Below are 24,199 nucleotides of genomic sequence, written 5' to 3'. Positions count from 1 at the left end.
TCGCCGATCAGCCGGGAGCGGCCCCAGGTTGAGCTGTCAGCTTGAGAGCAGCGCCACGATCAGGATGGCGATCACCACGGCCGCCGCGGCCGCCACGGCCATGAGGATCAGCATGCCGTTGCGGTTGCCCGTCCCCTGCGGCTCGGGCTGGCTCGCGATGGAGAACAGATCGGTGCCCAACCCGTGCGAGTCGGGCCGCTCCGGCGGGGGGCCCATCGGCGGCGGTCCCTGCTGGAAGGGCATCTGCTGCTCGCCCTGGTAGGGCATCGGGCCGGGCGGCCGGCCCTGCTGTCCCGGGTGCTGGGCGGGCGGATAGACCTGCAGGCCGGGGGAGCCGTTCTGCGGCCTGGACGGGTGGATGCGGGTGGTCGACATCGCGCCCTCGTCGCCTGGCCGCTGCGGGGGCGGGCCCTGCGGCGGCGCCCCCTGCTGGGAGGCGTCCTGCGTGGGCGGCGTCTGGGGGAGCGGGGACTTCGGGCGCATCAGGCTGACCGTCCGCTCCGGGTCCGCGGCCTGCGGCTTCTGGGCCGCGGGGCCCGTACCTTGCGCGGGTGACTCCTGCTGCGGCCACCCCGGCTGCTGCTGAGCGGGCGCGCCGGCAGGAGGGCGGCCCTGCCCGGGCGGCGCGCCGACCGGAGGACGGCCGCCCCGTCCGGGAGCACCGGCTGGGGGACCGGCTTGGCCGGGCGCGCCGGCAGGAGGACCACCGGCTTGTACGGGTGCGCCGGCGGCAGGGCGGCCCCCTCCGGGCGGCGCACCGAGCGGAGGACGTCCGGTCCGTCCGGGCGCGCCGTCAGGGAAATCGGCCCGTCCGGGAGCGCTGTCAGGGAAGCCGGTCCGTCCGGGAGCGGCGGCAGCGGGGCGGCCGGTCTGGCCGGGGGCGCCGGAGGGCGGGCCGCCCGCCTGGCCGGGGGCGCCCACTGGAGGGCGGCCCTGGGGCGGGGCGCCGGGGGCGGCTCCCGGAGGGGTGGCGGGCGGCTTCGGCACAAGGCTCTCCTCGTCGGTCAGGGCCTCAGCCGTGATCACCGGCATCTCGCTGGTAGGCGTGTCCGCGACCATCCTGAGCATGGTCTCCGCCTTAGCGGCGCTGAGCCGCTTCTTGTAGTTCTTGTTGAGCAGCCCGTCGAGCACCGGGCGCAGCTGGCCTGCCTGGGTGGGCACGTCGGCGTTCTCGCTCAGCAGCGCCGCGAGGGTCTCGGCGATCGTGGACCGCTCGTAGGCGGGCCGCCCCTCGACGGCGAAGTAGAGGGTGGCGCCGAGGGACCAGATGTCGGACTCGGGCCCGGTGTACTCGCCCCTGGCCCGCTCGGGGGCGGTGTAGCCGGGGGAGCCGATGACCATGCCGGTCTTGGTGAGCTTAGGGTCGCCCTCGGCCTTGGCGATGCCGAAGTCGGTGAGCACCACGCGGCCGGTCTCGGTGATGAGCACGTTGCCGGGTTTGACGTCACGGTGGGTGATGCCCTGGGAGTGCGCGGCCCGCAGCGCGCCGAGCAGGTCGACGCCGATCTCCGCCACCAGTCGCGGCGGCAGCGGCCCCTCCTCGTCGATCACCTGCTCCAAGGAGCGGGCCTCGATGAGCTCCATGATGATCCATGGGCTGTTGTCGTGGATGAGCACGTCGTGGATGGCGGCGACTGCCGTGTGGTTGATGCGCGCGGCGAGGCGTCCTTCGCGGACCATGCGTTCGCGCAGCTCAGCGCGCTGCTGCTCGGTCAGCCCGGGGTCCTGGCGGATTTCCTTGACCGCCACTTCGCGCCCGAGGGCACGGTCACGGGCTCGCCAGACGGTGCCCATGGTGCCCCGGCCCAGGGGCGAGATGAGCTCGTAGCGCTCCGCTAGCAGGCGTGTCTGGTGTTCCGGCATGAGAAGAAGATATCGATTCTCGGTTGGGAAGTGCTTTACCCTCGCTTGCGAAGTTCTCTTGGCCAGAACCGCCGAGGAAGGAACAACTTTATCACCGTCGCTTTCAAACGGGCATAAGCGGACGGAGCCGGTCGAGGTTCGCCTCGTTTCCGGTGGACTCCCTCACCCGGCCTGCGCTCCTGCCGTTGCATGGGCATGCTGAGCGCCGCCGCGGTGGCCTCGGCCCTGTGCAGCCCTCGATGCGAGGGCCTGCGTGGGAAAGACGGCCCGCCGAACGCCACCGCCGGGCGCTCCGGCCGGCGCTCCAGCCTGCGCGGCGGCATCGGCTCCTCCGCCGAGCCGCCTGCCGCGACCCGGGCGAGCATCAGCGAGGCGCGTACGGAGTCGAGCCTGGTGTGCGGGTCGATGCGCAGCAGGGCGTCCAGCACCGGCGCGATCGGCCCCGCCTTGGTCATCGGGATCGGCTCGCCGCTGGTCAACGCCGCGAGCGCGGCGGCTGCCGTACGGCGTCCGTGCAGGCCTCTGCCCTCGACGGCGGTGTAGAGGGTCGCGCCGAGTGACCACAGGTCGCCGGCGGGGCTGGCCTTCGAGCCGAGCACCCGCTCTGGAGCGATATAACCCGCGGAGCCCAGCACGATGCCCGCCTGGGTGATGGAAACGTCACCTTCGAGTGCGGCGAGGCCGAAGTCGGTGAGGACCGCGCGGTCCTCGGTCACCAGCACGTTGCTGGGCTTGACGTCGCGGTGCAGGATGCCCTTGGCGTGCACGGCGCGCAGCGCGCCCAGGATCTGGCGGCCGATCTCCGCGGCGCGGCGCGGGTGGAGCGGTCCCTCCTCCTGGATGAGCTGCTCCAGGGACTTGGCGCGGAGCAGCTCCATCACGATCCACGGCCGGTCGTCCTCGGTGACCACGTCGAAGACGGTGATCACGGAGGGGTGCGCGACCATCGCGGTCGCCCTGCCCTCGCGCTCGGTACGGGCGCACAGCTCAGCGCGCAGCTCCTCGTCGAGGACGGTCGGCAGGCGGACCTCCTTGACGGCCACCTCGCGGTTGAGCAGCTCGTCATGTGCCCGCCAAACGGTGCCCATGCCGCCGCGTCCGACCGGCTCCACCAGCCGGTAGCGCGCGGCGAGAAGGTAACCGGAGGGCGCACGCATGCCTGGCAGCTTACCTATTTGTGTAAACCGACCAGTAGAGGCGGGGCCGATAAATTGTTGCGAATTCAAGTCAACTGGTCTGACTTCTCGCGTCAGCGATCTCGCTGTGACGCCTCAAGGGCGCTGCGTGGCCGTACGGACGTTCCCGTGGCACGCTCCACCGTACCGTCGCGGCGGGAAAGTCGTCGGCAGGGTTGCAGAAAGGAACTCTGACGGCTGTCAGCGAGTTGTAAGGCTGTGGTAAGGGAGCGAGGGCATGCTGGATTCATCGGGAAGGAATGCTCATGAAGAGGCCGAAACTGTCGGTGCCGGTCATCACAATGAGGACATAACCCGAGGTTGGACCGCAACGGAAACCGTCAAGGACGTGATGAAGATGCGCCAGATCCAGGTTCGCCGCCGGCCCCGCAGGCCGCGCGCGACCGCGCTGGACCTTCGCACGCCGTCAGGGCGACAGCTGCCCTACTAAGATCAATTCCAGGAGCGCCATCTGAGAGGTGCACGATGTGCAGTCACCACCCCGTATGTCCCAGTGCCGATTCGCTCGACCGTGAGGCCGCGCACGTGATGCGCGCCCACCCCGACCAGGGCTGGAGCCTGCTGTGCAACGGCGTGGTCCTGTTCGAGGACACCGGTCTGCTGCTGCCCGACGGCCGGATCGTCGCCCCGCACCGGGTGTCGGTGGCCGCCTGAGCACGCCGGCCACCGCGCCGGAGACCGGGGCGGACCGCCCTGCGGCGATCCCGCCCGGCACTCCCCGGCGTCCGACGCTCTAGCGCCGTCCGACGCTCTAGCGCCGTCCGATCGACAGCACCGGGCCGGTGCTGTCGGTGAAGAAGTCCTCGCCCTTGTCGTCGACGACGATGAACGCGGGGAAGTCCGCCACCTCGATCTTCCAGACCGCCTCCATGCCCAGCTCGGGATACTCGAGCACCTCGACCTTCTTGATGCAGTCCTGCGCCAGCCGGGCCGCGGGACCGCCGATGGAGCCCAGGTAGAAGCCGCCGTGCTGCCGGCAGGCGTCGGTGACCTGCTTGGACCTGTTGCCCTTGGCGAGCATCACCATGGAGCCACCGGCGGCCTGGAAACGCTCGACGTAGGAGTCCATCCGGCCCGCGGTCGTCGGCCCGAACGAGCCGGAGGCGTAGCCCTCGGGCGTCTTGGCCGGGCCCGCGTAGTAGACGGCGTGGTCCTTGAGGTACTGCGGCATCTCGCCGCCCTCGTCCAGCAGCTCGCCGATCTTGGCGTGCGCGATGTCGCGCGCCACCACCAGCGGCCCGGTCAGCGACAGCCGCGTCTTCACCGGATAATTCGACAACTCGGCGAGGATCTCCGGCATCGGCCGGTTGAGGTCGATGGAGACCACGTCGTCCGACAGGTGCTCGTCGGTGGTCTCGGGCAGGAAGCGGGCCGGGTCGGTCTCCAGCTTCTCCAGGAAGACGCCCTCCGGCGTGATCTTGGCCAGCGCCTGGCGGTCGGCCGAGCAGGAGACGGCGATGGCCACCGGGCAGGAGGCGCCGTGCCGGGGCAACCGGATGACGCGCACGTCGTGGCAGAAGTATTTGCCGCCGAACTGGGCGCCGATGCCGAGCTTCTGCGTCAGCTCGAAGACCTTGGCTTCCAACTCCACGTCCCGGAAGCCGTGCCCGGACGCCGAGCCCTCGGTGGGGATCGAGTCGAGGTAGCGGGCGCTGGCGTACTTGGCCGTCTTGAGCGCGTACTCCGCGGACGTGCCACCCACGACCACGGCGAGGTGGTACGGCGGGCAGGCGGCGGTGCCGAGCGAGCGGATCTTCTCCTCCAGGAAGGCCAGCATCCGCTTCTCGTTGAGCACGGCCTTGGTCTCCTGGTACAGGAACGACTTGTTGGCCGAGCCGCCGCCCTTGGCCATGAAGAGCAGTTTGTACTCGTCCGGGTGGCCGTGCGGGTCCTCGGCGTAGAGCTCGATCTGGGCCGGGAGATTGCTGCCGGTGTTCTTCTCCTCCCACATGGTCAGCGGGGCCATCTGGGAGTAGCGCAGGTTGAGCCTGGTGTAGGCGTCGTACACGCCGCGCGAGACGTGCTCGGCGTCGCGGCCGTCGGTGAGCACGTGTCGGCCGCGCTTGCCCATGACGATCGCGGTGCCGGTGTCCTGGCACATGGGCAGCACGCCGCCGGCCGAGATGGAGGCGTTCTTGAGCAGGTCGAGAGCGACGAACCGGTCGTTGCCGCTGGACTCGGGGTCGTCGATGATCTTGCGGAGCTGGGCCAGGTGCGACGGGCGCAGGAAGTGCGAGATGTCGTGAATCGCGGCTTCGGTGAGCTGCCGCAGCGCCTCCGGCTCCACCTCCAGGAAGGTGCGCCCCGCCGCTTCGACCGTCCGCACCCCCTCCGCCGTGATCAACCGATATTCCGTGTCATCGGCACCCAGGGGCAGCAGATCGGTGTAGTCGAAGTCGGCCATAGTCATCCTTTCGATCGCGAAGAAACCTTACGCGCCCGGCGCCGCTCTCCCGCCGTGGGGGATGATTTTTTACGGCTCAGCCCGGGAAGGCCCGACCTCCGTACGTGGCCGGGCTCTGTCCAGGGGAACGCTTCTCCGGTTCACGGGGTCGGCCGCCGTCACGTGCGCCCGCTTGCCCGTCCGGTCGGCGCTGAGTCCCACGAGGATGCCCGCGATCACCAGGGCGGCGCCCAGAAGGTCGTAACCGGACGGGGTGGCGAGGCCGAGGACCAGGCCGGTGACGATGGCGCCGACCGGGATGAGCCCGGCGAACAGGCCCGCGCGGCCGGGGCCGAGCTTCGGCAGCGCGGTGTACCAGAGCAGGAACGCCCCCACGGTCACCACGATCGCGAGGTAGGCGAAGCCCAGCGACTCGGCGAGCGTCGGCACCCGCAGCATGCCGGTGCCCTCCCGGGCGAATCCGATGGCGGCCAGGAGGGGCGTGGCCAGGACCGTGGAGTAGGTGGACACCCTGATGGCGCCCAGCTTGGGCAGCAGGGGAAGGGCCATGAGGGAGAAGGAGATCTCGCCGACGAACGCGCCGAGCGCCCACAGCAGGCCGGTCAGGGTGCCGCTGCCCAGCCCGGCGGCCAGCGTCGCGCCCGCGACCACCACGGTGGCGCCGACGAGCAGACGGGGAGCCGGGCGGCCGCCCGCCAGGGCCAGCGCGAGCGGGACGGCGCCGAGCACGGTGCCCACCAGCGCGGGGCCGGAGGCGCGGGCGGACTCGGTCACGCAGACGTTGAAGATCGCCAGGCCGGTCAGGGCGAGGCCGCCGAGCAGCAGCCACTCGCGCGGTGTCAGGCGGACGAACCGCAGCCCGAGCGCCCTGGTCACGGCCAGCAGGACGACGGCGGCCAGCAGATAGCGCACCGCCTGCCCGCCGTACACGGGATAGTCCTTGACCAGGGCGGACACTCCGGCCAGCGTGCCGACGGTGAACATGGCGGTGGCGGCGCCGGCGGTTCCGTTTCTCATGTGACGGATGTTAGGGAGACAATGGTCCACCTAAACAGTCCAATGGCCCGCGACAAATAAGGACCAATGTGGCCGACCTCCATGTAACGATAAATCGGGAAAAAGGTGGGATCGCCGGACAGGTTGCGTCCGAGCTGCGGGCCTCCATCCGGCAGGGCCGGCTCACGCCCGGCACCCGCCTGCCCGCCAGCCGTGACCTCGCCGCCGACCTCCAGGTCTCCCGGGGCGTCGTGGTGGAGGCGTACGAGCAGCTGGTCGCCGAGGGTTTCCTCATCTCCCGCGTGGGCTCCGGCACCCAGGTGGCCCCCGTCGCCGCCCCGCCCGCCCCGCCCCCGGCGACCGGCCCGGAGCCGCACGCCCCCTTCTACGGGCACCGGCCCACCTCGCCGGATCTCGGCCACTTCCCCAGGCAGCGCTGGCTGGCCTCGGTCAAGCACGTCCTGACCACCATGCCGGGCGACGCCCTCGACTACGGCGACCCCGGCGGTGTGCCGGAGTTGCGCGAGGAGCTGGCCGGATACCTCAGGCGAGTGCGGGCGGCCGACGTGCGGCCGGAGAACCTGGTGATCGTCGGCGGCGTCGCCCAGGGCCTCAGCCTGATCCTGCGCGTGCTGGCCCGCGACAGGCGGGTGCGGCTGGCCGTGGAGGACCCCACCAGCCACCGCCAGGAGCCCCTGCTGCGCCGGGCGGGCGCCGAGCTGTTCCCGGTCCCGGTGGACGACCAGGGGCTGGACGTGGCGCGGCTGCCCGCGGCCGACGCGGTCCTGCTCACGCCGGCCCACCAATACCCGACGGGCGTGGTGCTGTCACCGGCCCGCCGGGCCGCGCTGATGGAATGGGTCCGCCAGGGGGACCGCGTGATCCTGGAGGACGACTACGACGCCGAGTTCCGCTTCGACCGTGACCCGGTGGGCTGCCTGCAGGGGCTGGCGCCGGATCGGGTGATCCTGTCCGGCAGCGTCAGCAAGGCGCTCGCCCCCGGGCTCCGGCTCGGCTGGGTGGTCGCGCCCGCGTCCCTGGCCGAGGCCGTCCGGCGGGCACGCGGCGAGCTGGACCTGGGCTCCCCGGTGGTGGAGCAGTACGCGCTGGCCCACTTCCTGCGTACCGGCGGCTACGACCGGCATCTGCGGCGCATGCGCAGGGAATATCACCGGCGCCGGGACGCCCTGGTCGGGGCGCTGGCCGAAGGGCTGCCCGAAGTCCGGGTGCGGGGCATCGAGGCGGGGCTGCACGTCTACCTGGACCTGCCGGACGGTTGGGACGAGGGGCGGATGGCGGCGGCGGCCGTCGCGCTGGGGCTGTCCGCGGAGCCGGTCGGCATCATGCGCTCGGCCGCCGGGCCGCCCGCTGTCGTGGTGGGCTTCGCCCGGCTGCCCGCACGCAAGGCTGCGGAGGCCGTACAAGGCTTAAAAGACATTATGTCTGGACATAATGTGATGTAGGAACTTGGGAGTCGGGAGTGTCATGCGTGTGGGACTGATGGGGCTCGGCAGGATCGGCGCGTTCCACGCCGCGACGCTGGCCGCGCATCCGCTGGTCGACGAGCTGATCGTGACCGATCCGGTGCGCACCTCGCCGTACGGCCGGCCGGGGGACGCGTTCGAGGCGGACGTCGTGGTGATCGCCACCCCGACCAGCACCCACGCCGAGCTCCTCCTCGAAGCCTGCCGGCGCGGCATCCCGGCCTTCTGCGAGAAGCCGGTGGCCGGCGGCGTCAAGGAGACGATCGAGGTTCTGGAGGCCGCGCGGGGCAACCGGGTGCGGATCGGCTTCCAGCGCAGGTTCGACGCCGGATACGTGGCCGCCGCCGAGGCCCTGCGCGCCGGTGAGCTGGGCGACCTGCACCGCGTCCACCTGATCACCGCCGACCCGTCGCCGCCGCCCGCCGCCTACATCCCGCTGTCCGGCGGCCTCTTCCGCGACTGCCACATCCACGACTTCGACATCCTGCGCTGGGTGACGGGCCGCGAGGTGGTCTCGGTCTACGCGACCGGCGCGAACCGGGGCGCCGCGTTCTTCGGCGAGGCCGGCGACGTCGACACGAGCGCCGCGCTGCTGACGCTCGACGACGGCACGCTCGCCACCGTCCAGGGCTCGCGCTACAACGGCGCGGGGTACGACGTGCGCATGGAACTGGCGGGCACCAAGGCCACCAGGGCCGTCGGCCTCGGCCCGCGCGCCCCGCTGTCCACGACCGAGGGCCTGCAGCCGCCCGGGGAGCCGTGGCCGGACTTCGTGGCCCGCTTCGCCGACGCGTACGCGGCCGAGCTCGACGCGTTCCTGCGCGACGCGCCCGGCCTGTGCTCGATCGAGGACGCGCTGGCCGCGCTGTACGTGGCCGAGGCGGCCGAGCTGTCCCGCCGCGAGAACCGCCTTGTCCAGGTCGCGGAGGTAAGGGGGGCGGTCAGAGCCGTGTCTTGAGGGCGGGCTCGAAGCCCCTGGCCAGGGCCACGATCGCGGCGACCAGCACCAGCGGTACGACGAAACCGGTCCGCATGTCGCCGAGGTCGGCGACCACCCCCACCAGGCCGGAGCCGACGATGAAACCGACGTAGTTGAACAGGTTGACCCAGGCGATGGCCACCCCGGTGCCCGCCGGGTCCAGCCGCCCGGCCGCGGAGAACGACTGCGGCGCCACCACGGCCAGGCCCATGCCGGTCAGCCCGAAGGCGACGATGGCCAGCGGCTGGCTGGGGGCGGCGACGATGCCGAGGAAGCCGAGCGTGGCGATGGCGCCGCCGAGCCTGACGACGGTGGCCGGGCCGTACCTCCTGACCGCCACGTCCCCGCCGAGCCGGACGAGCAGCGTCGTCGCCTGGTAGGCGGCGTAGGCCAGCGGGATCACCCGGGCGTCCGCCGACAGGATGTCCTGCATGAAGACGGTGCTGAAGTTGGAGACGGCCGCGTCCCCGACGTACAGGAAGCCCATCGCCAGACAGAGCGGGACGATCGACCGCCAGGGGAACCCCCGGGCGGCGGTCTTGGCCTCGGTCTCGGCCTTCTCCTCCGCCGCCGTGCACAGCTTGGGCCCCGCGTACAGGGAGCCCGCCACGGCCACGACCATCGGGATCGCCATGACGGCCTCCATCGGCAGGCCGTCACCGACCGCCGCCACCCAGAGCGCCCCGGCCAGGCTGAACACGCTCCACAGGCAGTGGAAGCCGTTCAGCACCGCCCGTCCGTACCTGCGCTCGACCGCGACGCCCTGCATGTTCATGCCCGCGTCCACCGCGCCGACCCCCAGCCCGAACAGCAGCAGCGCCGGCACGAGGGTCGCCACGCTCGGGGCCAGGCCGGCGAGCACCACGGCGAGGGCCACCGCGGGCTGCGCTCCCCGCAGGAGCGTCTTGCTGCCCAGGCGGGCGGCGAACGAGCCGGCGGCGACGCTGCCGATCCCGGCGAAGACCGGCACGATGAGCAGGAGCACGGTGAGCGCCCCGGTGCTGAGCTCGTGTTTGTCCTGGAGGTGGGCGACCTGGGTGAGCAGGGTGGCGAAGGACAGTCCCTGCACCGCGAAGACGACGAACGTCGCATGGCGGGCCTGACGATCACGGGTGGACGGCACGGTGGCCTCCTTGACCGGGGGGAAATCAAAGATGAGGCGGGGTCAGGTTAACCGCCTGCCGGGTGCTCCACCAGTCTTAGGCGAGGTTGTCCTCGGGGGCGCCCAGCCGCTGCCCCGCGGCCCACACGCCGAGCGCCGCCAGCGCCGCCACCTCGATCACCGCCAGACCCCGTTCGACCAGGCCGAGCGGCATCACCCGCCACCACGGCAGCCCGCTCTGCGCGCCGATCGTCATCACGGCGATCATGCTCAGCGCGAACAGCACGGAGAGCAGCCCGAACGCGAAGGCCGCCAGCGACGCGGCCCCCCGTTCCGCCCGCCGCCACGGCCTGGCGATGATCAGCGCGGCCAGCGGGAGGCTGAGGAAGGCGACGACGCTGCCCGCCCGGTGGATGCTGCCGCTGAGGCTGGGCCCCACGGTCCAGTCGTGCTTGGGGAACCACGCGATCACCAGCAGCCCGGCGCTCCACGCCATCAGCGCCACGGTGCCGACGACCCCGGCCAGCCGCCTGCGGGCCAGCGAGACGCCGATGGCCACCGACCCGGCCGCCAGCAGGGCGACGCCCAGCCCGAAGACCCACCCGTACTCGTGCAGGCCGTGCTCGCTGATGGTGCGCCGCAGCGGGTCCAGCTCGCCGAGCGCGGCCAGGTCCAGTCCGAGGATCATGGTGGCGCCGGCGCCCACGGCGCCCAGGCCCCAACGTGCCGACCGATGCACGAACGCCCCTCTCATGTTGTCGGCTTCAACGGCCGCGAACCCCGACAGATTCCGGTTTTCAGTAAACGAGGCAGCGTGACCAATAAAATCGGCTGATGGCAGGCAGACCGCGGAGCGAGGTGGCCAGGCAGGCGATCCTGCGGGCCGCGCTGGAGCTGTGCGAGCGCGACGGGTACGCCTCCGTCACGCTCAAAGGCATCGCCGAGGCGGCGGGCACCGGGCGGCAGACGCTCTACCGATGGTGGCAGACCAAGGCGGAGCTGCTGCTCGAAGCCATGACCGAGGTGGTCGGCGAACAGCTGCCGGTGCCCCCGGAGAGCGGCGACCCGCAGCGGGACCTGGTGGTCTTCCTGCGCGAGTCGTTCGCGGTCGCCCACGGCCTCGCCGGGCGGGTGGTCGTCGGGCTGATGGCCGACGCCCAGAGCGACCCGGGCTTCGCCGCCGAGTTGGACGCCCGGCTCATCGGCCCGCGCCGCCGCGCCCTGCGCGCCGTCCTCGAACGCGGCGCCCTGCCCGTGGGCGTGGACCCCGAGCTCGCGGTGGACATCGCCTTCGGCGTCATGTGGTATCGCCTGCTCAACCGGCACGCCGAGGTCGACGAGCAACTGGCCGAGGACGTCGCCGCCCTCGTCGCCCGGATCCGATGATGTGCCTCCTCAGGGGGAAGCGCTCCGGATCCTGGCGGGATATGGTCTGAACTGTGAACGAACGCCCTGGATCCTGGTTGCCACGCCTGCAGGAAGTCGGGGAGCGGCTGGCCGAAGAGTGGACCTCGGCCCGCCGAGGCGCTCAGGACGACTCGCCCAAGCCGCACGAACTGCGCGCCTCCGACGCCGACCGCGAGCGCGTCGTCCAGGTGCTCCAGGACGCCCACGCCGACGGCCGCCTCATGCTGGACGAGCTCGAGGAACGGCTCACGACGGTGTACGCCGCCCGCACGCTCGGCGAGCTCGCCCAGGTGACCGCCGACCTGCTGCCGCCCGAGGAGCAGCCGATCAACCTGGACGGCAGGCCGGTCTCGGCGATCTTCAAGAAGGAGCACCGCGGCGGTCGCTGGGTGGTGCCGGCCGAGCTGAGCGTGACGGCCATGTTCGGCACCACCAAGCTCGACCTGCGCGACGCGATCCTGCAGAACCGGCGCATCATCATCAACGCCACCCTGGTCCTCGGCGGGCTGGAGATCCACGTCCCCGAAGGGCTCGAGGTCATCCGCGTCACCAAGGACAAGACCGTCCGCCTCACCAAGCAGCCGAGCGAGCCGGACTCACCCGTGGTCGAGGTGCGCACCAGCAACTTCCTCGGCGAGGTCAAGGTCAAGGAGCCACCCCGCCGCAAGCGCCGCCGCTGACCTTCAGCCGCCGCTGTCCTTCAGTCAGCGGTGACCCTCAGCCGCGCTGACCTTCAGCCGCCGCTGACCTTCAGCCGGAGGTGACCTTCAGCCGGCGGTGTCGAAGTTGATCGCGCTGTAGGCGCGCAGCTTCCACAGCTGGTGCTCGCTCTCGACCTTGCGGATCGTTCCAGAGCGCCCGCGCATCACCAGCGACTGCGTCATCGCCACGCCACCCCGGTAGCGCACGCCGTCCATCAGCTCGCCCTGGGTGATGCCCGTCGCCGCGAAGAACACGTCGTCGGACCTGACCAGGTCGTCCGTGGTCAGCACCTGGTCCAGGTCGTGCCCGGCCGCGATGGCCTTGCGCCGCTCGGCCTCGTCCAGCGGCCACAGTTTGCCCTGGATGACACCGCCCAGGCACTTGAGCGCGCAGGCCGCGATGATGCCCTCAGGCGTGCCGCCGATGCCCAGCATCAGGTCGATGCCGGTGCCGCCGCGCGCCGCCATGATGGCGCCCGCCACGTCGCCGTCGGTGATGAACTTGATCCGCGCGCCGCTCTCCCTGATCTCCTTGACCAGCCGCTCGTGCCGGGGCCGGTCGAGGATGACCACCGTCACGTCGGAGGGCGAGCAGTGCTTCGCCTTGGCGACCGCCGCGATGTTCGCCTTCACGGGCGCCTCGATGTCCACCACGTCGGCCGCCTCCGGCCCGGTGACCAGCTTCTCCATGTAGAAAACCGCCGACGGGTCGTACATCGACCCGCGCTCGCTCAACGCGATCACCGAGACCGCGTCGGGCATGCCCAGCGCGGTCAGCCGGGTGCCGTCGATCGGGTCGACCGCCACGTCGCACTCGGGGCCACTGCCGTCGCCGACCTGCTCCCCGTTGAAGAGCATCGGGGCGTGGTCCTTCTCACCCTCCCCGATGACCACCACACCGTTCATGGACACGGTGTTGATCAACTGGCGCATCGCGTTCACGGCCGCGCCGTCGGCGCCGTTCTTGTCGCCTCGTCCCACCCAGCGGGCCGCCGCCATGGCCGCCGCCTCCGTGACCCGGACAAGTTCGAGGGCGAGGTTTCGGTCGGGGGCGCGCTCGCCCGTGGCCAGGGCGGCAGGTACGGACGTCTGATCGGACATGATGAGAGGCCTCCTAGGAACGACTACCTCGATCGTAGTTGTCCCTCTATCCCCGGTCAGCGGGGGTGGTAACTGCTGTGGGTCGTATCAGTGTTCGTCAGTCTTTATCTGGTTTCTCTAGCGCGATCGCGGTGTGTCACGTGGTGATCGGGGGGTGGCTCGGTGGCCTGCTCGCTGGTGGACGGCAGGAAAGGGGCACTGTAGGGGCCTGCGGCTTGGCGCCGTGTCTGGCCGACGCTGCCTGCCCCATCCCTCGATCGTCACGATGTGCATGCAAAGCCTTACCTAGTGTGCAGTCATGCTGCTAGAGTCGTTCGCACACACTCTCGAATACACGAAGGAAGGGTGGTCATGCGGGTCGTGCAGGCCTACCGTTTCGCGCTGGACCCCACCGCACGTCAGGCCGCCGCGCTGGCGTCGCATTGCGGGGCGGTGCGGGTGGCGTTCAACTGGGGCCTGGCGCAGGTGAAGGCGAATCTGGCGCAGCGGGAGGCCGAACGCTCCTACGGCATCCCCGACGACCAGCTCACCCCGGCCCTGTCGTGGTCCATGCCCGCATTGCGGAAACGCTGGAACCAGGTCAAGCACGAGATCGCCCCATGGTGGGCGGGCAACTCCAAGGAGTCCTACGCCTGCGGCCTCGGTCGCCTGGCCGACGCCCTGTCGAACTGGCGCGACTCCCAGAGCGGTAAGCGTCAGGGCCCGAAAGTGGGGTTTCCCCGGTTCAAGACCAAACGCCGCGCGGCCCGGTCGGTGCGGTTCACCACCGGCACGATCCGGCTGGACGGCCACACCCACGTGATCCTGCCGGTGCTGGGCCAGATCAAAACCTGCGAACCGGTCGGCAAACTCGCCCGCCTGCTCACCGAAGGGGCGCGGATCGCCTCGGCGACCGTCCGATGGCAGGAGGGCCGCTGGCACGTCAGCTTCACCGTGCACACCGAACGACCTCCGGCCGCACCTACGCGGCCGGACGCGGTGATCGGCGTGGACCTCGGCATCACGACCCTGGCGGTCTTCTCCGACGACCGCCCTCCGATCGCCAACCCCCGGCACGTGACGACGGCCTTGCGTAAGCTGCGCCGCCTGTCGCGGGCGGCCTCCCGCAAACAAGGCCCGGACCGGCGCACCCGGCAGCAACCGTCGCAGCGGTGGCGGCGCGCGAACGCCGCCCGCAACCGGGCAGAGCATCGGGTGGCTGCGCTGCGCCGCGACGGCATTCACCAACTCACCACCAGCCTGGCACGCACCTACGGCACCATCGTGGTCGAAGACCTCAACGTGGCCGGGATGATCCGCAACCGGCGACTGGCCCAAGCCGTCTCCGACGCGGGCTTCGGGGAGATCCGCCGCCAGCTCACCTACAAGACCACCTGGCACGGCGGACGGTTGCTGGTGGCCGGCCGTTGGTTCCCCTCCTCCAAGACGTGCTCATCCTGCGGTGCGGTGAAAGCCAAACTGCCGTTGCGGGTGCGCACGTATGTCTGTGAGGGGTGCGGGCTGTCGATGGATCGCGATGAGAACGCCGCGCTCAACCTCGCCTCTGTGGTGGAGGGTACGGTCGCCGGGAGTGGCCCGGAGACTCGAAACGGACGTGGAGCCGACCGTAAGACCCCGCCCGGCGGGGCAGGTGGCCGTGAAGCGTCAACCTCGCACCGGGCATCGGCTGCCCGGATCAGACGAGGACCTTCGCCCACACCGGGCGAATCACTGACCATCCTTGAAACTCAGTGAACGGATAATGTGCCACTCATGAGCAGCGATGTGGAACAGCCGGTGGCGGCGCGGACATCAGAGCGCGGAGCGGCCACCCGCACGGCGCTTCTCAAGGCAGCCAGGGACGTCTTCGTCGCCAGGGGATTCGCCGAGGCGGGCGTGACCGAGGTGGTCGCCAGGGCCGATGCCAGCGTCGGCAGCCTCTACCACCACTTCTCGGGCAAGGCCGACCTTTATCTCACCCTGTTCGAGGAGTTCCAGGGCAGGCAGACGCAGCGCACCAAGCAGGCGGCCCGGGAGGCGCGCGGCTCCGGCGAGACCGACCCCATGCGGGTCTTCATCAGCGCCGCCCGCGCCTACCTCGAAGGCTGCCTCACCGAACGCGAGCTCGCCGCGCTGTTCCTGCGCGGTGACGGCCCGCCCGGCTTCGAGGTGGTCATGCGCGATCGCCTGCGCACGTGGGCCAGACGCAACGCCACGCTCTTCGACGACGGCGAGAACGCCCTGGTCGTGGTCGTCACCGGCGCGCTGGCCGCCGCCGTGTCGGAGGTCGTCCAGTCGGGTGACCGGGAGCTGGCCGAGGACGTGCTCGCCATCATCGGGCAGATCCGGCCCGCCGCTTCGGCGACCGGCCCCTCCAGCGGGTAACCTCGCCAACTGTGCGACGGTTCACCGAAGGTTTCTACGGCTACGCGGTAGCCCTGTTCGTCTGTCTCGGGGCGGCCGGGCTCTTCTTGCTGGTCACGCCGCAGAGCAGCGGGGAGCACATCCCCAAGCTGAACTACTCCATCACGGTCGCCAACTTCAGCCGTACGGTGCCGTACCAGGTGTGGGCTCCCAGCAAGGACCCGGCGGGCTGGGTCCCCAACAGCAACAAGATCGCCACAGGGGAGGGCGGCGCCCAGGTCCTCCACCTCGGCTACGCCACCGCCAAGCGGGAGCACGCTGTGATCATCCAGAGCGACGAGAAGCCCGCCGGCGGGTTCGCCAACCGGATGGCCAACTCCGACAAGGTCGTCGGCACGGAGCAGATCAACGGCCGGGCCTGGGAGCGGCGCTTCCGCGAGGACAAGAACCAGCGCACCCTGGTCCTCCCGCTGCCGGACGTGACCGTGGTGGTCACGGGCACGGCGGACTGGCCCGAGCTCACCGAGATCGTCACCGTCCTCCAGCAGCGGCCCAAGCCGACCGACTGACGACCGACCCTGATCGGTGAGGTGGGACGCACTTGTCGGTGGCTGACCCTAAGGTGGGGCGGGTGGCAGACGAGAAGGCACCCTCATATGAGCAGGCCCGCGAGGAGCTGACCGAGGTGGTGCGCCGCCTGGAGACCGGCGGCCTCACCCTGGAGCAGTCCATCGAGCTCTGGGAGCGGGGCGAGAAGCTGGCCGCCATCTGCGAGGAGTGGCTGCAGGGCGCCCGGGTCAAGCTGGCCGCCGCGATGGCGCGCCGATCCGACCCGACCGCCGCCTCGCCGGACGACGCCCCCTTCTGACGCTTCAGCACGGCGGGCGCTTCTGACGCTTCAGCATGGCGGGCGCGCCGTCAGGCTCCGCGGGTGCGGGCCCGCCATCGGGCTTGGGGCACGGGCCCGCCATCGGGCGCGGGGTGCGGGCGCGTGGTCAGACGCGGTGCAGGGCCAGGACCGGGATGCGGCGCGTGGTCTTGGCCTCGTACTCGGCGAACCCCGGTGCGATCTCCACCGCCTTCGCGTAGAGCGTGTCACGCTCCTCGCCCTCGATGACAGTCGCCTTCACCTCGAACGTCTCCGTGCCGATCTCGGCGGTGGCCTGAGGCGTGGCGCGCAGGTTGTGGTACCACGCGGGGTGGTGGTCGGCCCCGCCGTTGGAGGCGATGATGAAGTAGCGGTCGCCGTCCTGGAAATACATCGTCGGGCTGGTGGTGCGCTTGCCGCTCTTGGCGCCGGTCGTGGTGAGCAGGACGAGGGTCGCTCCCTCGAAGGGGCCGCCGACCACGCCCGCGTTGGCCCGGAACTCCTCGATGATCTTCTGGTTGAAGTCCTGCAAGGTATCTCCCTCATTGGAATGATCTCCGTATAACGGGGCAGATTAAGCGGAAATTCCTCCGGTTGCAACGGGGCTATGCTCTGCCTGTGTCCCACCAGTTGCCGATCGTCGGGCAGCCGCAACCTGAGCGTGCCGACGCGGCCCGCAACCGACAGAAGATCATCCAGGTCGCCGCGCGCATGATCGAGCTCAAGGGGGCCGATCAGCTGTCGCTCGACGAGGTGGCCCGCGAGGCCTGCGTGGGGGTGGGCACCGTCTACCGCCGCTTCGGCGACCGGACCGGACTGGTGTTCGCGCTCATCGACGAGCGCGAACGAGTCTTCCAGGAAGCCTTCATGAACGGCCCTCCGCCGCTCGGCCCCGGCGCGGGAGCGGCCGAGCGCGTCGCGGCGTTCCTGACCGCGCTCGTGGACCGCGTCGTCGACCAGCAGGACCTGATGCTGCTGCTGGAGCTCGGCTCACCGAAGGTCAGGTTCCGGGGGCCGTACCGGCTCTACCACACGCACCTGACCAGGCTCCTGGCCGAGGTCCGGCCGGCGGTCGATCCCCGCTTCCTGGCCGACGCCCTGCTCGCGCCGCTCAACGCGCACCTGATCAGCTACCAGCGCGACGAACGCGGCCTGACCGTCGAGGCCATCAAGGCAGGCGCCAGGACCCTGGCCCAGGCGCTCACCCAGCCACGGGCCTGAAGCCGCAGCCACGCGGGGCTCTACGGTCAGGACGTTTCGGGGCTCTCGGGCTTCTTACGGGACTTACGGGGCTTGCTGGACTTGTCCTCGGCTGGCTTCTCAGCCGGTGCAATTTCGGTTGGTTCGTACTCGGCCGGTTCGGTGCGGACGGTCAGGCGGTCGTCGGGGAGGCGGAGGGTGAGCAGGGCGCCGGGTGCGACGTCCTTGGCGCGGCGGACCACCTCGCCCGACGGGCGCTGGACGATGGCGTAGCCGCGCTCCAGTGTGGCCGCCGGGGACAGGGCGACGAGCCGGCCGCGGACGTGCGTGAGGTCGTCGCCGGCCCGGTCGAGCGAGCTCGTCAGCGACCGCCGGGTGCGCTCACGCAGGGCGTCGACCTGCTCGGCGCGGCGTTCGAGCTCCCGCACCGGGTCGGCCAGCGACGGACGTGAGCGGGTCGAGGTGAGCCACGACATCTCCCGGTCGAGCCAGCCGCTCACCACCCTGCGCCCCCTGTCGCGGAGCTGACGGACCAGCGAGAGCTGCTCCCCGACGTCGGGGACGACCTTCTTGGCAGCGTCCGTGGGAGTGGAGGCGCGCACATCGGCCACCAGATCGAGCAGCGGGCTGTCCTGCTCGTGACCGATCGCGCTCACCACGGGGGTGCGGCAGGCGGCCACGGAGCGAACGAGCGTCTCGTCCGAGAACGGCAGCAGGTCCTCCAAGGAGCCGCCACCACGGGCCACGACGATGACCTCGACGTCCCCGTCCGCGTCGAGCTTGGCCAGCGCCTCGGTGACCTCTCCCACGGCGTACGGGCCCTGGACGGCCACTTCCTCGACCTTGAACCGCACGGCGGGCCAGCGGCGCCTGGCATTTTCCAGCACGTCGCGCTCCGCCGCCGAGTCGCGGCCGCAAATCAGCCCCACCGTGCCGGGCAGGAACGGCAGCCGCCGCTTCCTGTCGGCGTTGAACAGCCCTTCGGCCGCCAGCAACTGGCGCAGCCGCTCCAACCGGGCCAGCAGCTCGCCTACGCCGACGGGGCGGATCTCCAGAGCGGTGAACGCGAACGAACCCCTGTTGACCCAGAAGTCCGGCTTGACGTGCACCACCACCCTGGCGCCGTCGGCGGGGCGCGGCACGGTCGCCTCGTAGACGCCGCGTGGAGCGGTGACCCGGGCGGACACATTGGCCACCGGGTCGCGCAGCGTCAGGAAGACCGTGCCGCCGCGCGCGCTCAGATCCGTGATCTGGCCCTCGACCCAGACGGTCCCGAGTTTGCCGATCCAGCCGCCCACCATCTGCAGGACGGTGCGGATCGGCAGCGGAGACTCGGGTGAGGTCTTCGAGGTCATGGCGGAAGACTACGGTGCCGCGGTGACTATTCTCCGGCCTGCAGCTTGGCCAGGCGGTTCTCGTACATCCGCACGACCTCGGGGCGGGCGGCCGTGGCCTGCTCGAAGGCGAGGAACGCGCTGATCTGCTCGGCGGACTTGCCGCGCATTCTGGCGCGCAGCGAGGCGACGGTCAGGTCCGAGTAGCCCGGCAGCGGCTCGGCCAGTCCGACCACGGCGGTAGGAGCCGTCTGGGCGGCGTCGCCCTCAGCGGCGGGCACGGCTTCGACGGCCTCCGCCAGCTTGTCACCCTCCGCGACGGCCTTCGGCTTGGCAGCGGCCTTCGGCTTGGTCGCCTTCGCCTTGGCAGCCTTCGGCTTGGCCTCACCGACCGGCTTCGCCTCGACAGCGGCGTCCACCGTCGGCTTGGCCTCCGCGACGGGCTTGGCTTCCGCGACGGGCTTGGCCTCCGCGACGGGCTTGGCCTCCGCGACGGGCTTGGCCTCCGCGACGGGCTTGGCCTCCGCGACGGGCTTGGCCTCCGCGACGGGCTTGGCTTCTGCGGCCGGCTTGACCTCGGTGACGAGCGGCTTGGCGGTGGCGGCGGGCTCAGGCGCGGCCACGGGCTCCGTCGAGGCGGCGGGAGGCTCGGGAGCGGCTACCGGCTCCGGAGCGGTCACCGGCTCGGGTGCGGCCACCGGGGTGGACGAGGCCGCCGCGGGCTCGGCGGTGGCGGCGGGAGCGGACTCGGTGACGGTCGGGGTCGCCTTGACCGGGGAGGTCTCCGGCTCCACCTCGGTCTTCGCGGCGGACTCCGCAGCCGGCTTGGCGGGGCTGAAGATGACCGGGTCCGGCTTGGTCTTGGCGGTGCCGTTCGGCTCGGCCGTACCGGGGCGCGGTGCGAAGATCACCGGCTCCCTGCGCGCCGGCTTCTCCTCTTCGGTGGTCGCGGCGACCTCCGCGGCCGGGGTGGTCTCGTCCTTCTTCTCCTCCTTCGCGCCCGAGCCCCTGATCGACTTCTTCACGCGGTCGACCAGCCCGAGTGCGTGGCCCGCGGCGCTGAGAGTGCCCTGGACGACAAGGAGCGGCAGGTCTCTCGCCTTCTTGTCGGAAATGGTCTTGGTGATGTTGCGTATCACGTCGCTGAGGGACATGTACGTCTCCCTGGGAGGTCAGTATCGGACGGCCAGCATGGCAAACGGCGGGCAAGTACGCACGTGCGGGCCTGTTGCCGCTCCACGTAGCATAAGAAGTATGGAGCCCCAGACCCCTACTTCCCGCCGAGTCCTCGTAGCCAAGCCCCGTGGTTACTGTGCCGGAGTCGATCGAGCCGTCGTAGCGGTCGAGAAGGCCCTGGAGCAGTACGGCGCGCCCGTCTACGTGCGCAAGCAGATCGTCCACAACACGCACGTGGTCAAGACGCTCGAGGCCAAGGGCGCCATCTTCGTCGAGGAGACGGAGGAGGTGCCCGAGGGAGAGATCGTGGTCTTCTCCGCCCACGGCGTGTCGCCCGCCGTGCACAGCGAAGCCCAACAACGCAAGCTACGCACCATCGACGCGACTTGCCCGCTGGTGACCAAGGTACACAACGAGGCGAAGAGATTCGCCGGTCAGGACTACGGCATCCTGCTCATCGGCCACGAAGGGCACGAGGAGGTCGAGGGCACCGCCGGTGAGGCGCCCGAGCACATCCAGCTCGTCGACGGCCTCGGCTCGGTGGACGGCATCCAGGTGAAGGACCCGGAGAAGCTGGTGTGGCTGTCGCAGACCACGCTGTCGGTGGACGAGACCGTCGAGACGGTCGCCCGGCTCAAGGAGCGCTTCCCCACGCTGATCGACCCGCCCAGCGACGACATCTGCTACGCCACCCAGAACCGGCAGGTCGCCGTCAAGGAGATCGCCGCGCAGTCCCAGCTCGTGATCGTGGTCGGCTCTGAGAACTCCTCCAACTCCAAGCGGCTGGTCGAGGTGGCCAAGGACCACGGCGCCGCCGCCTCCTACCTGGTCGACAACGCCACGTTCATCCAGGACGAGTGGCTCGACGGCGTCACCACGGTCGGCGTGACCAGCGGCGCCTCGGTGCCGGAGGAGCTGGTGGAGCAGGTGCTGGCACGGCTGGCCCAGCACGGCTTCGGCGAGGTGGAGGAGGTCGAGTCGGTGCGGGAGAGCATGCGCTTCTCCCTGCCGCACGAGCTCCGCAAGGACCTGCGAGCCTCTTAGCCGGGGGCCTGGAGGGCTAGTCCTCGGTGCGTGGGGTGCCGTACACCTTGGGCTCGAAGTAGCCCTCCGGCTCGGGGACGAACGGCTGGCGCGGGCGCGGCACTTCCGCGCCCGCCCGCAGCTCGTCGCGCAGCTCACGGACGTTGTCGCGCAGCCCGCGGCCCCAGGCGACGCCGAGCACGACGGCCGACCCCGCGAACAGCCAGGGCGCGCCGTGCGACAGCGAGCCGTAGAGGCCGAGCGCCAGCGACTGGATGATGCCGACCGAGCTGAGCGCCCGCCCGAGCTCCACGAAGAGCGTCGCGACGAAGAACACCAGCGGCGGCGTGACCACCAGCGACAGCAGCTCGCGCGGGTTGACCAGGAGCACGCCGAGCAGGCACGCGGCCACGAACGCCAGCCCGATCAGCGCCTGCAGGTCGAACAGGGCCGCCAGGACGTATCCGGCGAGTGTGGCGAGCAGGATGAGCGCGATGGCGCCGCGAGCGGTCAGCCTGACGGCCGATCGCTTGCCTTTCCCGGTCATATGGCCCCGCCCCCCTTACTGCGACCCGTTGGCCAACTTACCGTTCGCGTGCGAAATGAGAGACGTGGTTTCGAGCAGTTCGGGAGAGGACAGGGGCCTGGGCAGGCTCTCGACCATCTCCGGGGGATCGAGCTCGCCGTCCACCACGCCCAGGTCGCGCAGCTTGCGCGCGCTGACCAGGACGCGGCTCTCAAGAGAGCCGACCGACTTGTTGTACGCCTCCACGGTACGCGTGAGCGCCCTGCCGAGCGACTCCACGTTCCTGCCCAGCGACGACAGTCTTTCGTACAGCTCCTTGCCCAGCTCGAACACGGCCCTGGCGTTTTCGCTCAGCGCCGCCTGCTGCCAGGCGTAGTGGGCGGTGCGCAGCATCGTGATCAGCGTGGTCGGGGTGGCGATGTGCACCCGCCGTGTCATCGCGTACTCCAGCAGGCTCGGATCGCGCTCCAGAGCGGGCGCCAGGAACGCCTCGCCTGGGATGAACAGCACCACGAACTCCGGCGACGGGTTGAACCCCTGCCAGTAGGCCTTGGCGGCGAGCCGGTCGACGTGCTCGCGCACATGCCGGGCGTGCGCGTCGAGCCGTACCGAGGCGAGCGACTCGTCGGCGGCCTCGGCGGCCTCCAGGTAGGCGGCCAGCGAGACCTTGGAGTCGACCACGATGTTCTTGCCGCCGGCCAGCCGCACCACCATGTCGGGCCGCTGGGCGCCCTCGGTCACCTGCTCGTCGAAGTCGCAGTGGTGCTGCATCCCGGCGATCTCGGCGACCCTGCGCAGCTGCATCTCACCCCAGCGCCCGCGCGCCTCCGGCCGCTGCAGCGCGCGGACCAGCGTCATGGTCTGCGCCCGCAGTTGCTCGTGGCTGTGCCGTACGAAATCCATCTCCCTGGCCAGTTCGGCGCGGGCGGCGCGCTGGCCGGACTCGGTGTCGCGCAGCTGCGACTCGACCCGCGCCAGCGCGTCCTTCAGCGGCTCGACCAGGTGCTCGACGGCCTGCCTGCGCTGCTCCAGGTCGCCGGTGGCTTCCGCGCGGCTGGCCGACAGCCGGGTCTCGGCCAGCTCCAGGAAGCGCACGTTGTTGACGTCGAGCGCCCGGGTGGACAGGGCCTGGAAGCGCTCGGCGAGCTGCTCCTCGACGTAGACGAGCTTCTCGGCGGAGGCTTTGGCCCTGGCGTCGGCCTCGGCCACCCGGACCGCCGCTCTCGTTTTGGCCAGCAGGAACCCGATGGCAGCGCCGATGAGCAGGCCGATGAGGAGGGAGACGACGTCCATCCGATCGATGATTGCAGGACAGCGGGCCCGGATCTCAGCCCGACACGCCTGGGCCCGTCGCGGCCGTAACCTGCGGCCTCGCCTGAGCAAGTAAACTCGCTGGGCGTGAGCCTCTCCATCGGCATCGTCGGCCTGCCCAACGTCGGTAAGTCCACGCTGTTCAACGCGCTGACCAAGACCGGCAACGCCCTCGCGGCCAACTATCCGTTCGCCACCATCGAGCCCAACGTGGGCATCGTGGGGGTGCCGGACGAGCGCCTGCCCAAGCTGGCCGAGATCTTCGGCTCGGCCAGGATCCTGCCCGCCAAGGTGGAGTTCGTCGACATCGCGGGCCTGGTCAAGGGCGCTTCGGAGGGGCAGGGCAGAGGCAACCAGTTCCTCGCCAACATCCGCGACACCGACGCGATCTGCCAGGTGATCCGGGTCTTCAACGACCCCGACGTCACGCACGTCGACGGCGACATCTCCCCCAAGCGCGACATCGAGACGATCAACACCGAGCTGATCATGGCGGACCTGCAGACGGTCGAGAAGGCCATCCCGCGCCTGCAGAAGGAGTCGCGCCACAACAAGGACAAGAAGGCCGCCCTGGAGGCCGCCGAGGCCGCCCTCGCGGTCCTGGAGACCGGCAAGACCGTCTTCGAGGCCGGGCTGGACAGCGCCGAGCTGCGCGAGCTCCACCTGCTCACGGCCAAGCCCTTCCTGTACGTGTTCAACCTCGACGCCGACGAGCTGACCGACGACGACCTCCGGACCCAGCTGTCCACCCTGGTGGCCCCCGCCGAGGCCGTCTTCCTCGACGCCAAGATCGAGTCCGAGCTGGTGGAGCTCGACGACGAGGAGGCGCTGGAGCTGCTGCAGTCGGTCGGCCAGCAGGAGTCCGGCCTCTCGCAGCTGGCCAGGGTCGGCTTCGAGACACTCGGCCTGCAGACCTACCTGACGGCCGGCCCCAAGGAGAGCAGGGCCTGGACGATCCCCAAGGGCGCCACCGCGCCCGAGGCGGCCGGCGTGATCCACACCGACTTCCAGCGCGGCTTCATCAAGGCCGAGGTCGTCTCCTTCGAGGACCTGATGGAGATCGGCTCGATCGCCAAGGCCCGCTCCGCCGGCAAGGCCCGCATCGAGGGCAAGGACTACGTCATGCGCGACGGCGACGTGGTCGAGTTCCGCTTCAACGTGTAGTGGGTGACGTGCCGTCACGTC

The 24,199-nt window shown here is 70.7% G+C and carries 24 protein-coding genes; 12 read left to right on the top strand and 12 right to left on the bottom strand.

Annotated features, from left to right (window positions below; translation table 11 throughout):
• Positions 1-36: 36 nt before the first annotated feature.
• A complete protein-coding gene (locus IEY87_RS28605; RefSeq protein WP_189141895.1) occupies positions 37-1,863 on the bottom strand; it encodes a serine/threonine protein kinase in 1,827 nt (608 codons plus the stop codon).
• A 35-nt stretch (positions 1,864-1,898) separates the two neighbouring features.
• Positions 1,899-3,020 (bottom strand): serine/threonine-protein kinase, encoded by a 1,122-nt coding sequence (locus tag IEY87_RS28600; RefSeq protein ID WP_189141894.1) that lies wholly within the window; start codon positions 3,018-3,020, stop codon positions 1,899-1,901.
• A gap of 504 nt (positions 3,021-3,524) precedes the next feature.
• Here IEY87_RS28600 and IEY87_RS28595 point away from each other — a divergent pair.
• A complete protein-coding gene (locus IEY87_RS28595) occupies positions 3,525-3,713 on the top strand; it encodes a DUF5999 family protein (RefSeq protein ID WP_189141893.1) in 189 nt (62 codons plus the stop codon).
• A 97-nt stretch (positions 3,714-3,810) separates the two neighbouring features.
• Here IEY87_RS28595 and IEY87_RS28590 read toward each other — a convergent pair whose 3' ends face one another.
• Positions 3,811-5,463 carry a fumarate hydratase gene (locus tag IEY87_RS28590; protein ID WP_189141892.1) on the bottom strand — a complete coding sequence of 551 codons (1,653 nt, stop codon included), beginning with the start codon at positions 5,461-5,463 and terminating at the stop codon, positions 3,811-3,813.
• Between the two features lie 69 nt (positions 5,464-5,532).
• On the bottom strand, positions 5,533-6,480 hold the full coding sequence (locus IEY87_RS28585) for a DMT family transporter (protein WP_189141891.1): 948 nt from the start codon (positions 6,478-6,480) through the stop codon (positions 5,533-5,535).
• 68 nt (positions 6,481-6,548) lie between these two features.
• Here IEY87_RS28585 and pdxR point away from each other — a divergent pair, with 68 nt between their 5' ends.
• Positions 6,549-7,922 carry a MocR-like pyridoxine biosynthesis transcription factor PdxR gene (pdxR, locus tag IEY87_RS28580; RefSeq protein WP_189141890.1) on the top strand — a complete coding sequence of 458 codons (1,374 nt, stop codon included), beginning with the start codon at positions 6,549-6,551 and terminating at the stop codon, positions 7,920-7,922.
• 22 nt (positions 7,923-7,944) lie between these two features.
• Entirely contained in the window at positions 7,945-8,901 is a 957-nt protein-coding gene (locus IEY87_RS28575) for a Gfo/Idh/MocA family protein (RefSeq protein ID WP_189141889.1), read from the top strand.
• Here the strand turns inward: IEY87_RS28575 and IEY87_RS28570 are convergent.
• Positions 8,885-10,045, bottom strand: coding sequence for an MFS transporter (locus IEY87_RS28570; protein ID WP_189141888.1), 1,161 nt, complete (start codon positions 10,043-10,045; stop codon positions 8,885-8,887). The two genes, IEY87_RS28575 and IEY87_RS28570, sit on opposite strands and share 17 nt — an antisense overlap.
• Before the next feature lie 76 nt (positions 10,046-10,121).
• Complete coding sequence (locus IEY87_RS28565; protein ID WP_225277754.1) at positions 10,122-10,763, bottom strand: DUF998 domain-containing protein; 642 nt, start codon at positions 10,761-10,763, stop codon at positions 10,122-10,124.
• 95 nt (positions 10,764-10,858) lie between these two features.
• Here IEY87_RS28565 and IEY87_RS28560 point away from each other — a divergent pair, with 95 nt between their 5' ends.
• Entirely contained in the window at positions 10,859-11,410 is a 552-nt protein-coding gene (locus tag IEY87_RS28560; RefSeq protein WP_189141886.1) for a TetR/AcrR family transcriptional regulator, read from the top strand.
• A 53-nt stretch (positions 11,411-11,463) separates the two neighbouring features.
• Positions 11,464-12,111 carry a DUF1707 SHOCT-like domain-containing protein gene (locus IEY87_RS28555; protein ID WP_189141885.1) on the top strand — a complete coding sequence of 216 codons (648 nt, stop codon included), beginning with the start codon at positions 11,464-11,466 and terminating at the stop codon, positions 12,109-12,111.
• 87 nt (positions 12,112-12,198) lie between these two features.
• Here IEY87_RS28555 and glpX read toward each other — a convergent pair whose 3' ends face one another.
• Positions 12,199-13,233: a class II fructose-bisphosphatase gene (gene glpX / locus IEY87_RS28550; protein ID WP_189141884.1), complete on the bottom strand. Its 1,035-nt coding sequence runs from the start codon at positions 13,231-13,233 to the stop codon at positions 12,199-12,201.
• A 351-nt stretch (positions 13,234-13,584) separates the two neighbouring features.
• Here glpX and tnpB point away from each other — a divergent pair, with 351 nt between their 5' ends.
• The 4 genes from tnpB to IEY87_RS28530 all read left to right on the top strand — a co-directional run bounded on the left by tnpB (position 13,585) and on the right by IEY87_RS28530 (position 16,444).
• A complete protein-coding gene (tnpB, locus tag IEY87_RS28545; protein ID WP_189141883.1) occupies positions 13,585-14,967 on the top strand; it encodes an IS607 family element RNA-guided endonuclease TnpB in 1,383 nt (460 codons plus the stop codon).
• Positions 14,968-14,985: 18 nt separating this feature from the next.
• Positions 14,986-15,597 (top strand): TetR/AcrR family transcriptional regulator, encoded by a 612-nt coding sequence (locus IEY87_RS28540; protein WP_189141882.1) that lies wholly within the window; start codon positions 14,986-14,988, stop codon positions 15,595-15,597.
• An 11-nt stretch (positions 15,598-15,608) separates the two neighbouring features.
• Positions 15,609-16,145: a DUF4245 domain-containing protein gene (locus IEY87_RS28535; RefSeq protein ID WP_189141881.1), complete on the top strand. Its 537-nt coding sequence runs from the start codon at positions 15,609-15,611 to the stop codon at positions 16,143-16,145.
• Positions 16,146-16,207: 62 nt separating this feature from the next.
• Positions 16,208-16,444 carry an exodeoxyribonuclease VII small subunit gene (locus IEY87_RS28530; RefSeq protein WP_189141880.1) on the top strand — a complete coding sequence of 79 codons (237 nt, stop codon included), beginning with the start codon at positions 16,208-16,210 and terminating at the stop codon, positions 16,442-16,444.
• A 127-nt stretch (positions 16,445-16,571) separates the two neighbouring features.
• On the opposite strand, the gene IEY87_RS28525 is transcribed toward IEY87_RS28530, so the two are convergent.
• Positions 16,572-16,976, bottom strand: a complete 405-nt coding sequence (locus IEY87_RS28525; RefSeq protein ID WP_189141879.1) for a nitroreductase family deazaflavin-dependent oxidoreductase — start codon at positions 16,974-16,976, stop codon at positions 16,572-16,574.
• Positions 16,977-17,062: 86 nt separating this feature from the next.
• On the opposite strand from IEY87_RS28525, the gene IEY87_RS28520 reads away from it, so the two are divergent.
• Complete coding sequence (locus IEY87_RS28520; RefSeq protein WP_225277755.1) at positions 17,063-17,665, top strand: TetR/AcrR family transcriptional regulator; 603 nt, start codon at positions 17,063-17,065, stop codon at positions 17,663-17,665.
• Between the two features lie 26 nt (positions 17,666-17,691).
• Here IEY87_RS28520 and xseA read toward each other — a convergent pair whose 3' ends face one another.
• Both xseA and IEY87_RS46780 read right to left on the bottom strand, forming a co-directional pair.
• Positions 17,692-18,999 (bottom strand): exodeoxyribonuclease VII large subunit, encoded by a 1,308-nt coding sequence (gene xseA, locus IEY87_RS28515; protein ID WP_189141878.1) that lies wholly within the window; start codon positions 18,997-18,999, stop codon positions 17,692-17,694.
• Between the two features lie 26 nt (positions 19,000-19,025).
• Positions 19,026-20,132, bottom strand: a complete 1,107-nt coding sequence (locus IEY87_RS46780) for a hypothetical protein (RefSeq protein ID WP_263652778.1) — start codon at positions 20,130-20,132, stop codon at positions 19,026-19,028.
• Between the two features lie 100 nt (positions 20,133-20,232).
• On the opposite strand from IEY87_RS46780, the gene IEY87_RS28505 reads away from it, so the two are divergent.
• A complete protein-coding gene (locus IEY87_RS28505; protein ID WP_189141877.1) occupies positions 20,233-21,198 on the top strand; it encodes a 4-hydroxy-3-methylbut-2-enyl diphosphate reductase in 966 nt (321 codons plus the stop codon).
• Positions 21,199-21,214: 16 nt separating this feature from the next.
• Here the strand turns inward: IEY87_RS28505 and IEY87_RS28500 are convergent, their stop codons facing one another.
• Both IEY87_RS28500 and IEY87_RS28495 read right to left on the bottom strand, forming a co-directional pair.
• A complete protein-coding gene (locus IEY87_RS28500; protein WP_189141876.1) occupies positions 21,215-21,724 on the bottom strand; it encodes a DUF6542 domain-containing protein in 510 nt (169 codons plus the stop codon).
• Positions 21,725-21,739: 15 nt separating this feature from the next.
• Positions 21,740-22,996 (bottom strand): DNA recombination protein RmuC, encoded by a 1,257-nt coding sequence (locus IEY87_RS28495; protein ID WP_189141875.1) that lies wholly within the window; start codon positions 22,994-22,996, stop codon positions 21,740-21,742.
• Between the two features lie 105 nt (positions 22,997-23,101).
• Here IEY87_RS28495 and ychF point away from each other — a divergent pair, with 105 nt between their 5' ends.
• Positions 23,102-24,178: a redox-regulated ATPase YchF gene (ychF, locus tag IEY87_RS28490; protein ID WP_189141874.1), complete on the top strand. Its 1,077-nt coding sequence runs from the start codon at positions 23,102-23,104 to the stop codon at positions 24,176-24,178.
• The last annotated feature ends 21 nt before the right edge of the window (positions 24,179-24,199 follow it).

It is taken from the genome of Nonomuraea glycinis (genome assembly GCF_014646515.1).
GTDB classification, from domain to species: Bacteria; Actinomycetota; Actinomycetes; order Streptosporangiales; family Streptosporangiaceae; genus Nonomuraea; species Nonomuraea glycinis.
Note: the sequence above shows the minus strand (reverse complement) of the source record. Positions and strands in the feature narration are given on the sequence as shown.